Annotated in this window: 9 protein-coding genes; 1 reads left to right on the forward strand and 8 read right to left on the reverse strand. The window is 41.3% G+C overall.

Annotation, left to right across the window (positions count from 1 at the left end):
* Positions 1 to 877: 877 nt before the first annotated feature.
* Positions 878 to 1,867 (reverse strand): sugar phosphate isomerase/epimerase family protein, encoded by a 990-nt coding sequence (locus H8S65_RS10615; protein ID WP_186929959.1) that lies wholly within the window; start codon positions 1,865 to 1,867, stop codon positions 878 to 880.
* Between the two features lie 143 nt (positions 1,868 to 2,010).
* Here H8S65_RS10615 and H8S65_RS10620 point away from each other — a divergent pair, with 143 nt between their 5' ends.
* The gene (locus tag H8S65_RS10620) at positions 2,011 to 2,970 is read left to right on the forward strand and encodes a FimB/Mfa2 family fimbrial subunit (RefSeq protein WP_186929960.1); all 960 of its coding nucleotides are present in this window, start codon (positions 2,011 to 2,013) and stop codon (positions 2,968 to 2,970) included.
* A gap of 123 nt (positions 2,971 to 3,093) precedes the next feature.
* Here the strand turns inward: H8S65_RS10620 and H8S65_RS10625 are convergent, their stop codons facing one another.
* The 7 genes from H8S65_RS10625 to H8S65_RS10655 all read right to left on the reverse strand — a co-directional run bounded on the left by H8S65_RS10625 (position 3,094) and on the right by H8S65_RS10655 (position 13,015).
* Complete coding sequence (locus H8S65_RS10625) at positions 3,094 to 5,856, reverse strand: glycoside hydrolase family 2 protein (protein WP_222616275.1); 2,763 nt, start codon at positions 5,854 to 5,856, stop codon at positions 3,094 to 3,096.
* 92 nt (positions 5,857 to 5,948) lie between these two features.
* The gene (locus H8S65_RS10630) at positions 5,949 to 7,382 is read right to left on the reverse strand and encodes a cellulase family glycosylhydrolase (RefSeq protein ID WP_222616276.1); all 1,434 of its coding nucleotides are present in this window, start codon (positions 7,380 to 7,382) and stop codon (positions 5,949 to 5,951) included.
* 10 nt (positions 7,383 to 7,392) lie between these two features.
* The gene (locus H8S65_RS10635) at positions 7,393 to 8,136 is read right to left on the reverse strand and encodes an RraA family protein (protein WP_186929962.1); all 744 of its coding nucleotides are present in this window, start codon (positions 8,134 to 8,136) and stop codon (positions 7,393 to 7,395) included.
* A gap of 21 nt (positions 8,137 to 8,157) precedes the next feature.
* On the reverse strand, positions 8,158 to 8,931 hold the full coding sequence (locus H8S65_RS10640; protein ID WP_186929963.1) for an SDR family NAD(P)-dependent oxidoreductase: 774 nt from the start codon (positions 8,929 to 8,931) through the stop codon (positions 8,158 to 8,160).
* Positions 8,932 to 8,943: 12 nt separating this feature from the next.
* Positions 8,944 to 10,134 carry an enolase C-terminal domain-like protein gene (locus H8S65_RS10645; RefSeq protein WP_186929964.1) on the reverse strand — a complete coding sequence of 397 codons (1,191 nt, stop codon included), beginning with the start codon at positions 10,132 to 10,134 and terminating at the stop codon, positions 8,944 to 8,946.
* Between the two features lie 10 nt (positions 10,135 to 10,144).
* Positions 10,145 to 11,695 (reverse strand): endo-1,4-beta-xylanase, encoded by a 1,551-nt coding sequence (locus tag H8S65_RS10650; protein ID WP_186929965.1) that lies wholly within the window; start codon positions 11,693 to 11,695, stop codon positions 10,145 to 10,147.
* A gap of 18 nt (positions 11,696 to 11,713) precedes the next feature.
* Complete coding sequence (locus H8S65_RS10655) at positions 11,714 to 13,015, reverse strand: endo-1,4-beta-xylanase (RefSeq protein WP_186929966.1); 1,302 nt, start codon at positions 13,013 to 13,015, stop codon at positions 11,714 to 11,716.
* Between the last annotated feature and the right edge of the window lie 9 nt (positions 13,016 to 13,024).

Here is a 13,024-nt window from a genome sequence, read left to right on the forward strand (position 1 = left end):
AATGATTTTGTCCATATTTTTTGTTTGCACTTATAATATAGACTTTTATTTTTTAAGCTGTGCTCTTTTATTAATCAAATACACTAAAAGCAGCCATACAGCAAATGTGAACAAGACCCATTTCTGTTTCATGGGTATGAAAATTGATTTTCACGGGCATGAGTTTCGATTTTGACTAACAGGCATAAAAAAAAGATCACCCGATTTGTTGTAAAAGCAGACCAATTACCATCAATTTGATTCGTTTTAAAGATTTTTGCTTACATGCATATACCTGCTATTATACTTTTTAGCCTAAAGACTACTTATCTTTAGGGCTTTTTCTTCAAATCATCTAAATGATTTTTCAAATGATCCGAATGGTTTTCCAAAAGCATTCGGATGTTTCAGACAAACCATTCGGATGAATCCGGAAAATCATTTGGATGATTTTGCCGGACGAACCGGAACAAAAGAAAAAGGGGTATGTAAAAGACTTCCAAAAGACCTTTGAAAACGATTTTAACAACTCATAAGTTCCAGGAGGAAAACCTTTTACAATTGACTTTTTGACAAAAATCCGATCTTTCGGCTGACACTCTGATTTGGCATCATACTTCATTTCGTTCTTTCCGGTGATAAAAATAGACTTTCAAGGGATTCTGACGGCAAAATGACAATTACAAACCCAGTTTCCTTGCCCTATTTGCAATCATTCCGGCGAATGGACGCATGCAGACGAATCTGAAGATGGCAAATCTAACATTTAGACAAATTGCTTATTGGGATTATATGCGACCCCGGACAGTTGCATCACTGATAAATCACTAAAAAAACCGTTATATCAAGAAGCTATCGCTACCCGATATAACGGTCAAACATTATTCAACATTCCCCCTTATCTTTCAAAACAAGCATCGAAAGCATGTGTCGACGGCTGGAAATCTACCTGCTTCACAAAAGCGCAGGATTCGCGTGCCCCGTGTTCACGATCCATGCCGCTATCTTCCCACTCTACAGAAAGAGGGCCTTGATAGCCGGCATCGTTCAAGGCGCGGATGATTTCTTCAAATTGGATTTTGCCGCGTCCGAGACTACGGAAATTCCAGAAACGGCGGGCATCGCCAAAAGTAGAATGACCGCCGAACACGCCGATCTGTTTCGGGGTATCGCTCCAATACACATCTTTCATATGGACATGGAAAATACGGTCCGGGAACTGGTTGATAAAATCTACATAGTCAACACCCTGATATCCCAAATGGCTCGGATCGTAGTTAAAGCCGAAAGCCGGATGATAATCGATCGCTTCAAGAGCTTTACGAGTGGAATAAGTATCGAATGCGATCTCGGTCGGATGCACTTCGAGGGCAAAACGAATACCTAATTTCCGGTATTCGTCCAAAATCGGGATAAAACGACGGGCAAAATCGGCATACCCTTCATTTACCATTTCATCGGTAACAGGAGGGAAAGAATAGAGCCATTGCCAGATCGAACTTCCCGTAAAACCGGCTACGGTATCGATCCCCAACATTTTCGCGGCATGGGCTGCCTGGATCATATTTTCGGCTGCCCGCTGATGTACTCCTTCGGGATCGCCATCGCCCCAGATATAGTCAGGCAACACGGATTTATGCCGCTGATCGATATTATCACATATCGCCTGGCCGATCAGATGATTCGAAATACAAAACAGTTTCAAATCGTACTTATCGAGCGTTGCCTTGATATTCCGATAATATTCCGGATCTGTCTGCCGGACATCCAAATGAGAAGGTAAACCCAATTCAACACCGTCAAAACCAAATGATTTTGCTTTTTCACAAACAACTTCCAGTGGTAAGTCTCCCCACTGCATCGTACATAATGTTACAGGACGTGCCATGTTTTTCGTTCTTTTTTTAAGGTTAATACATTGTGTCTATCCGACAAATATAAAATTTCTTTTTAAATTTATCCATAAATATTTTTTATTTCTGAATATTTATCTTTCCTTTGGGGCATTATAAACAACAAAAAAACTTAGCTATGAGAAAGAAAGCGTATTTTGTACTTGGTTGTATGCTCTATCTGACAGGTTGCAGCAACAATCCTTCACTCGAAGAGATCATTAATCCGCAAACAGAGTTTTTCCCCGTTCAATTCAGCATTCAGATGGAAAAAGAGATCATGTCTTTTCCTTCGACACGCAGCATGCCGGATAATGCGATTCCCGAACCATCGGTTTCAAAAGCCGGAGATGAAGACGCCGAGTTGAACGAATTATGTTCCACCATCGAATACGTGGTATTCAAAGACGAAGAAATTCCCGCTTTTATCAAGCACAAGCAGTTCACTTACAATCCTACTGATTTGGATGCGGATTTCAGTTGCATTTACGACAGTTTGCCGCAAGGCGATTACAAATTCTACTTTTTAGCCCACAACTCAAAAAACGCTGCACTATCCGGTTCGACCTTCTCTTTCGATAGCATTTCAGATACATTCTATGAAATGCTCTCCCTGAACATCGGGGTTGCTGATGTCGTCAACAGAGACATCTCTCTTCAGCGTATCGTCAGCCGTGTCGAGTTTATGGCGACCGATTCGGTTTCCGACATACTGAAACAGTTCGATATGGAGATCGACGGAATATCCAATCAGCTGGACATCTCCACCGGCCAGGGGATAAAAACTCCGGACAAGCAGATCCTCTCCTATACATTCAAGGATGATGAGATCGGAGAAGTAAACAAAATACATTCTTTCTATACTTTCATCCCTGCCACCGACAATAAGATAGCCGTCCGTCTTTCGGCCATCGCCAAAAACGACGAACCGATCCGTGAACGGCAAATCAACAATATCATTCCGGAAAAGAACAAAATCATCCGTTACAAAGGCCGTCTCTACAGCCGTTCCGAATCCGACGACACATTTCAAATCAGCATCTACAACAATGGGAAATGGGAAGTGACACCCGATGTTGAATTGCCTGATTACGAGTAAAATATTTATTTTTTGTTATTCATGATTTATTTAAATTTCACGGTTTTTTGATTACATTTTTAGTTAATGTTTTTCGGAAAGCCCGTACTTGTGAAAGCGCGGGCTTTCTATTTTTCCTCAAAATTAATCGATCAGTTTCACTGTCCGGCTCTTCATTTTAGCATTCCAGGGTTTAAGAACCAGCTTCATCGAACTTGCCACTTGTCCTCCCCTCAACTCAAAATCTATCTCGATACTTTTTGTTTCACCAGGGGCCAACCAGAAGTAATTATCATTCGCATAAAAAGAACGGGGAACACCTTCTATATCCAAATGAGTCATAAAAGAGGGTAGCTTTCCTCTGTTTGTCACGACTATATGCAGCTGTCCTTTATTCTCTTTCATTTTCATCAACTTTACATCCTTCAGCTCAACAGTTGTTTTATGTTTAGCCACAGTCGGCTTTAACCAGGGACCATTGGCCAAAGTCGGCCAATCGACAGGCTCAGAGACAAACTTTTGATAATAGGCTTCATCTTCCATTAATTTGATGGTGCGCGGCCAATATTCAGCATGAGAAATCACTTTTCCATGCTCATCAGTCAAAGATACAACGGCAAAAAAGTATTTTTCTTTATATGTCTGAGGGATAGAATATATCCCCATCTCTTCTTTTAAAACCGATGTGCCTTCCGGAACATTAATTTTTTCCGAAACCTGCCATACTTCTTTAAAAGAGTCATCCAATATTTTCACCTGCACCACTCCTTTAAAACCAGGTCGATCCGCCCCATTTAAAACGTTTACGGAAATCGGGAAAGCTTCTCCGGGTGCCCACAGCAGACGCTTGATATCCAACAAAACATGAGTCGGTTCGTATGTCCTTTTTAGGAAATAATAAGTTGCCGAAGGCTGTCCCATGCCATCGACCAAATTAATTGCAGCAACTACCGGCCAGGGACGCTTATATACCCAAGGCATCAGCCCGGTTGTAACCGGATAATTACTTTGAATACCTTCCGACATAATCTGATAAAATTCACCAGCACCAATCTGAGTCGCTTCAGCAATTGTTTCCAATGCCGGTTTAGACATATTGTCAATATGGGAAGCACGACTCAGCATACGGGGTACACGGGAAGGATTATATTCAGCAAAATGTTCTACAAATTCAGGATGCTCCAATACGAAATCCTTATCATACATTCCTCCCAAATCTACCAACTCACCCGGAGAAACCACTTGTTTTATATTTGCAGGGTCTGTTATACAATGTACGCCAGTCTCAGCCACATAGGGTATCAACTCAAAACCTTTATACCATGCGGGATCAAAATCCGGATAAGAATGCATGGAACCGGCATCCGGAGAAGTACGCAGAAAACACCTTGTCGGATCAAAAATAGCCAAGTTACGCTCCAAAATACCCATAGAAGCTGCATTTCCATAAGAATACGGATTAAATTCATTTCCTCCGCACCAAACAGCCAAAGAGGGTTGATTTCTCAACCGGAAAATATTTTGGCAAACCTGCGCTTCCCAAACATCTTGCGGCCATTCGGGCGTGTCAAAATTGGCAATATTAAAATCCTGCCAAACCATTATACCATATTTATTACATGCATCATAAAAAGCATCACTCTCCAACAGTCCGCTTCCCCAAATCCGAAACATCTGAATTCCCATATTCCGTGCCATTTTCACAGCCCAATCATACTTATCTGCCGTCAAATCGTAGAGGGCATCAACAGGCATCCAGTTGACACCTTTCACAAAAAACTTTTTCCCGTTTACGACAAACTGCCAGTCTTGCCACCTGTCACTTGTCCGAATGCCGGCACTCCGAACCTGTTCTATTGTCCGGATTCCAAAATCAAACTGAATGCAGTCGGTCAACCGATCATTTACTTTTAATGTCATTTTTGCCTGATAGTAATCCGGGCTACCCAAACCATTCGGATACCACAATTTAGGATTATCGATAACAAAACGTTCTTCCATCCAGCATCTTCCTTCTATCACCTCAGGTGAAAATTCTTTTGAGAATACGACCTGCCCCTTATCTATCAAGTCGAACATCACTGTCAACTTATCTTTTACCCGTTTATTCTGTGGGGCACTTGAGGGCTTTCCATAATTCGATATCTGACAATTATTCCAGGGATGCAACTGATAGTCCAATGTGTTTTTCCCGGCAAACAGTTCAACACTAAAACCTATTGTAGCCTGATTATTTTCTATCTTTTCAGTAAAAAGGAAAGGACGCTCCATATGATATTCGGGGATAAATTCCATACGGACATTTCGCCATAAGCCCAAATTGAAAAAAGGTTCCATCGCACTTCCCCCCATCAGAAACCACCCCTTAACAATGTTTCCCGGTCGATTCGGGTTAAAAGACGTTTTCCCATAATTGGCGGACATAACTTCTACGATCAGTTCATTATCCCCTCCATAATTTAAGTTTTCACTTACATCAATGATCGGACCGCCGAATATACCCCGATGCTTGCCTAATTCTATGCCATTTAACCAGACTTTTGCAAAATAGTCAATACCATCAAAATTCAGTAAACAAGAGTAACCATTCCGTTTTTGAGGAATTGCAAAATGTTTTTTATAATACCAAACTTTCTGTTCCAACTTCTCATGTTCCCTGGCATTCAAATGTTTATAGGGATCACCCAATATGCCCGCTCTGTAATTAGCCATTTGGACAGAAGTCGGATATGCCACCGTAAACCAGGCATTCTCCCTAAGTTTTGCCAAGTTTTCAACAGGAGATTCTTCCGAACTCAATTCCCAATCCTGGGATAAATCGATATGCTGCTCTGCCAGCCTCGGATAAATATAATATGGAGACTCCAAATCTCTTACCTGCGCTTTCACAATCGAAACGCAACACAAACAGCACCATATTAAAAGACATCTATACTTAAAAACGCTCTTTCTTACCATACTTTTTTCATTTAGTTATTAGACATAGATTCCATATAAAATCAATGATTTTCATTATTAAAACGCAATACTACCGAACGTTTGAAAGTGATCTCCAGAGTATCGTCCACCACATGGGTAACTTTTCTCACATCACTCCAAGGATCATATTGTTCTACATCCGAGACTTTATTACTTAAAAATTGTAGCGGCAGTTTCACCGTCCTGCTATCCGGCAATAGATTTCCGATCAATTCAGTATGCCAATTGCTTAAGGCATCCCGGCACCAAACTAAAGTATGCGTATTACCTTTCAAACAATAAAAGCGAACCTGATCATGCATAAAAAACACAGGCTGATACTGCTCTGTTACCGGATTTATATTTTCTGTAGCATGACTAAAACGTCCGAAATGCCACCATAAATTATTTTTTTCTATATAATACTGCCAGTGCCAACTTTGTCCGGGAGCAGCAGCTCCCGAAAAAAAAGGGGCAAAAATCAAATCATGTAGCAGAATGCCTAATGTATCCGATTCATATAACTTGGATGGTCCGGAATGATGTGCCTCGACCGCACCCACTTCCGAGAGTATAACAGGTTTATCAACAACCATACTACGCAATAAAACGACCGCCTGACTTGCCAAAGAATCCATAGGAGCCTGACAAATATCCCAGGCGGCTCCCGGATCCAAATAGCGATGAACCTGGGCTATCTCATTATCCGAAAGAGAAGAAAAATCGGTATACCACTCCTGATATTTTTCATTATCAAAACTCCCCAGGCTTTGCATAACCAAATGATGCGGAAAATAAGATTTAACGACAGGCAGCATCTCTCTTGTCCATTCCAGCTCCCCTGCTATTCCCTCGGAAAAACTTACAGAATTGATTTCATTCCACAATTCCCAACCCATAATAGCCGGATTGTCCGCATATCTGGTGGCTAAAAAGGCAACCCTGTCTATATATAAATTTTTCCCCTGCTGTGTTTTGAAAAAATCATCCATATCGCTCAATGGCCCCCGGTTATCACAAGAATAGATTGGTTTATCAAAAGCCACTGACGAAGAAAACGGGGCTGAATATCCTGTTAGTTTCCTGAAATTTTCCAAACAAAATTTGATCTTGATCCCATATTTCGTCGCCAACTCCAACAGTTTGTCAATTCGCTTTACTCTATTTTCATCAAACTCTCCGGCTTTCTTATGTTCAACCTCAAAAAATGGCGCACTCAACCAAATACGTGTGTAATTTCCTCCATTTTCCGAAAGATTGCGAAAACGCTGTTCATAAAGCTGTAAAACTTTTGTTTCATCCGTTTCAAAACGTTCCCAACAAATATTAGGACCTACAGGAATAAAAGGTGTACCGTCCGAATATTCCAAATAACGAGGATTCACCTGACTCACCCTTATAAAGTTTTGATCACGCTCTTTTCCACAAGAGAAAAAAGAGCATAGAATCATCATATATAATATATTCCGTATCATAGACTGATTCTTAAAAGTAACCACCTTTTGCTGTAATTTCCTGGACACTGTCTCCGTTTTGTACCCAAGAGAAAATCTTCTTCTCATTTTCACGTATCTCTTCCGAACGTAAAAGCACTTCATAGGCTATTTCTCTTGGTACTACCAAAACTCCGTCAATATCCCCAAGTATTATATCACCCGGCTTAATCGTTACATCTCCGATTTTAATCGGAATTTGATAGTGAGTAATCAAACAACGCCCCAAACTACCATTTGATATCCGGTATTCGTAAAACACAGGAAAATCAGCACTCAAAATCTGATGTGTATCCCGTATTCCCCCATCTATACAAGCGGCTTTCAGTTTTTTCCCTTTAGCAGTCGCCGTCATTACACCTCCCCACAAAGTAGCTTTGTCATCCCGGCTTGTATCCCAGACAACAAAATGATCTTCCTGCATCTCATCCAACATCTGAGTTCGATATTCCATCTCACCCTTTATCTTTACGTTCGGTGCACTTTTGACAGTAAACGCAAAACCGGCAACAGAATGATATTCGCGTAAAGGTTTAATCCTACCGGGCAAAGCCTGCTCCAAAAGGCAAAATTCACGCATTACGTCGTTTACGGCACCTGTATACAACTGCTCATATCTAAATAATAACTCTTTATCCGGTATGGGAAACTTTTTCGAAGATATTCCTTCACGGTCCTGAATCAATTTTTCCAGATTCATCATCCCGATTTCTTTCTTATACTGATCTACGCTCATAACTCTTTTATTTTTAATTAATCACTCCGGTAAACTCATTCCACCATCTACCCATATATCCGCACCGGAAATATAGCGTCCGGCATCGCTACACAAAAGCAACGCCATAGAGGCCAAATCATTCGGTTCTCCGATATACCCCAATGGAATATTTTTCTCTATTTTTGTTTTGAAAACTTCATTCGACAAAACTTCCTCATTGCGAACCGTTCCGATCACTCCGGGAGCCAGATTGTTAATCGTTATTCCTTTATTACCCAATTGCCAGGCGAGATTTTTCACCATATTCAATTGAGCAGCTTTTGAAGCGGCATAAACAATCATTTGCTTACTCGGCCTGTTCTGCTGGACGGAACCTAACGTGACAATTCTTCCCCAACCTTTAGATTCCATATGAGGCACACAACATTGCATCAACTCCAGCGAAGCCCTTACATTCACATTCATCTGAGCATTAAACTCAGATAGAGTCACTTCTTCCCATTTTCTACGAATCTGAATAGAAGCATTCAAAACTAAAATATCGACTCCAATTCCCAGTTTTTGCTGCAACTGTTGAAAGTCAGAAGTCAGCGTGTCTGATAATAAGTCGTATTCCCATAGCCACGCTTTTCCTCCCATCTTCAGCACATCCTGTAAAGTTGCTTCCGCCAACTGGCGATTACTCCGGTAATTGATCACAACATTCGCCCCATGTTCAGCCAAAGCTAAAGCGATGGAGCGGCCAATTCCTTGGCCGGCTCCTGTAATCAATGCGGTTTTTCCTGTTATATCAAACAAATGCTTCACTCCCATAACGTTTCTTTATTAAATTCCACCTACTATCGGATACCAGTTCGGATTATACGGATCTTGATGAAAACGAGCGTAATAATCTCCCATTTTTTCATAATAACGCTCATATTTCTCCATTTTTTCCTCATCCAAAACAACTCCCAATCCCGGTCCTTCCGGAACTTTTATAGCCCCATTGACATATTGTAGTTTTCCACCCTGGATAATATCATCTTCCAAATAATGATAATGAGCATCTCCCGGCATAGTCATTTGAGGGATGGTAGATGCAGTATGTAACATAGCCGCCAATTCGACGCCAAACTCAGCTCCGGAATGCATAGCTACACCCAAATTAAACGTACGGCAAACCGCAGTCAGGTCTTTTACTCCACGCGGGCCTTCCCAGTAATGTAAATCCGTCAATATGATGTCTATCGATCTCATATGGACAGAAGGACCCAAATCATCAAATTTATTCGGGTACATATTAGTCGCCAAAGGAATACGAACCTGTTCCCGTACAGCCATCATGCCTTCTATGCCCCAAGAAGGATCTTCAAAATATTGCAGTTCTAACTCTTCCATCCTATGACCGGCTTTTACGGCTGTCGCAACACTCCATACCCCATTAGGATCAATTCGCAAACCAAAGTCATCTCCTAACTTTTGCCGGCATAATTGCAGTACTTTCACTTCTTCCATCGGATCCATGACACCGGCTTTCAACTTCATTGCCGTGACACCCAACTCATCGTTCAATTGTACACAAAAATCGGCCATATCCTCCGCACAGGTATCATGTCCGCCACCCGGACGGTCATAGCGCCAAAACAAATAAGCGATCATTGGAATCGAATCGCGTAATTTGCCGCCAAGAAGCTGGTGCATCGGAACATTAAATGCCTTTCCCATAATATCCAAACAGGCAATCTCTATTGCACCATACAAACGGGAATTGGAAATGTAATAGATACTTCTCAGAACTTTCATCTTGATAGCCTCCAGATCCATCGGATTCATCCCGATGATACGTGGTTTCAGTTTGAGAAGAGCCGCTCTTGAATCTCCTCCGCCTACTTCACCTAATCCGACAATCCCTTCGTCCGTAATAAGTTCCAAGATTGTCCTCAATAAATAACCCGGATGTACTCCCGTGTTATGCCGCAGCATGCAATTCATAGGAATTGCAACGCAACGGACTTTCATGTCTACGATTTTCATTTCTTTATACTTATTTTAAGTGATACTCTATAACTTGATCCTTTCCTGATTTATCCGTATAAGTAATTTGATATTGACCTTTAAATCCCCGGAATTTTACATCTCCGTTTTTACTGGCTTTTACGACCATATTAGTTTTCCATTCATGATTGATCAAATTATCAAGTGCATAAAATGACTGTTTGGGATCCATGTTTCTGGTGAACAACCCGGAAACGGACGGTTCTCCCGGTGCACCGCAATCGTCTACCACATTCCACCACGTGATTCCCATCATGTTTTTAACACTGAACCATAGGCGATACAAGTTTTGTGCAATAACAGCCTGTATTTTCTGTCCTCGGTCATCATTACCCGGAGATGTAATCGTTATTTCGCTTAAATGAATCGGCAATCCGGTTTCCGAAATCCGGTTCATGATAGTCCAGATCTGGTCTGGGGTTTGTATTTCTTTTCCTGCGGCAATATCCAGGCATTGCTGAGGATTAAACAAATGCATTTGAGAACCGGCGACATTTATCTTCACCCCTCTTTTCATCAAGTCTTTTACCTGTTCCGGATATTCCGGACCAGTCCAATAATCATTGATATTCAAAAGGACATTATCCGAGAATACCTGATTGGCAGTTTTGAAAGCTTCAAATGTATAATCACCTGGCATTACCCCATAATTACTTTTACAAAGCCCGGAACCCGGAACCATTGCCCCTTTGGCAAAATCTTGTGCACTCTCATTGACAACATCCCAACTGCTGACGCGGTCCCCATAATATTTAGCTATCTCCACAATTCGCTTTTCAAACAACTCCTTCAACTTCTTCGTCAAATTAGGAAATTTCGCTTCCAGTTGGGCTACAGTCATATTCTTGTATTCATCCGTGTATTTCTCGCTATCCAGGTAATTATCCAGATTGCCATACTCCAGAATTAGTTTATCCATTTCTTTTTTCTCATCAGGCGTCATCATTTGACCTATAATCCAGTTAGGATTATGCCACTTACGGTTTCCCCAGATCAGCGGATGGCCGTGTACCGGAATCCCCTTGCTGAGACAGAAATCTATAATCTGGTCGGGAGAAGGACGACGCCAGTGTGGCTGATGCTTCGGATCCGTCTGGCGATTCCAATATTCTTCCGTATCCCAGTATTCTTCACGAAAACGGGGGCGGTTCGGTTGCATTTCCAGCGTTTTCCAATAAAATGCGACAGTCGCACGATTAAATAACGTCCCGAACACATCTCTATATTTTTGGTTACATGCAGGAGTACCTAATTGATTATAGTTAAATATATGGGCGCCAAATACAAAATCATGCGAAACTTGCTCGATCTTCACTTCTGATCCAGCCGCAACATTCTGTAAATTAACAATAGCATTTGCTTTTCTATTCTGCTCGATGTCCTTATCGATTTTAGCCTGTACCTTCGGATTCCAGATATTCCAATAGGCTTCACTCATGATTTTGTCTTTGTCTTCTTTTGCACTTTTGGGAAAACCTTTCTGTGCAAACAGGTTAAAACAACATAGAACTAAACTGATTATTAATGTTATTCTTTTCATATACAACTATGATTTTAATTATTTAATGTCAAATTCTTGAATTTCTATCTTACCATTCTTACTTGTCCAAGTTGCACGGTAATGCCCCTTAAAGCCTCTGAAACGAACCACACCCTGTGCGTTCGACGTAGCGGTCAGTGAAGTTTTCCATTCCCGGTTTATCAACCTGTCCAATGTCTCATAGACGGGCTTCTTATTCACTTCTTTGTCATAAAGTCCTGAATAAGACGGTTCACCCGGAGCACCACCTCCATCCACGACATTCCACCAGGTAATACCTGTAATATTGGGGCAACTGAACCAGAAACGATATAAATTTTCAGTTATGACAGCCTGGATCGCACTTCCTGTCCTCGTAGAATCGGGGGCACAAACCGTTACTTCGCTCACATGGACAGGACGCCCTACTTCATTCAGGCAATCAACTACTTCCGTGAGTTTAGCCGGTGTCAGGATATTATCCCCCTCAGCTATTTTCTGAGCCTCGACCGGATTAAAAATATGCATTTGAGCTCCGACATTATCTATACGGATACCCCTGTCTATCATATTTCGAGCAATCTCTACATACCGCCTTGTATAAGGAATACCACTTTTAAAATCAATATCATTAATATTAAAAATGACAGATTCCGGGAAATATTTCATAGCCCACTTATACGACTTATAAGTATAATCATCCGGCATTATTCCGCGATTTGCCTGATCAACCGGTTCATTGACTACGTCCCACATCCGGATTCTGTCCTTATAGCGCAACGCCAATTCCTGAATATGCTTTTCAAAATAAAATTCCATCTCTTTACGATCTGACGGCATCCAATCCGGATGTCCCCAACGGCGCATACCATAAATAATAGCATGGCCTTTTGCCATTATCTTGTTCGATTCGCAAAACTCAAGGATGGGATCGACGGGTGGACGACGGAAAATATAAGAAGATCCCGCCGTATAACGTGGCTTTCCTTGCTCAGGTTCCAACGTTTTCCAATAAAAAGGCAATGTAGCAGAATTAAACAAAGCACCAAAAGTATTTTCATACTGTTTATTTTGTTGCGTAGTCTCAAGCTGACCGAACAAAAAGATATTACCACCAAAAATAAACGAATGGCTCAACTGCTCGATTTTGACAGTTGTTCCGGAAGGAATTTTCAATACGGCATCCCCTTTCCGGTATTGCTCTATATTCTTATCTATGCTTGCCTGGACATCCGGATTCCAGATCTCCCAATAAGCCTCGCTCATGACATCCTTATGATCTTGTGCCTGTAAGCAAAAAGCAGAGAAAAACAATCCTATCAATAATATTACATTTTTCATATTTTACAA

It is taken from the genome of Parabacteroides hominis, assembly GCF_014287585.1.
Taxonomy (GTDB): Bacteria; Bacteroidota; Bacteroidia; order Bacteroidales; family Tannerellaceae; genus Parabacteroides; species Parabacteroides hominis.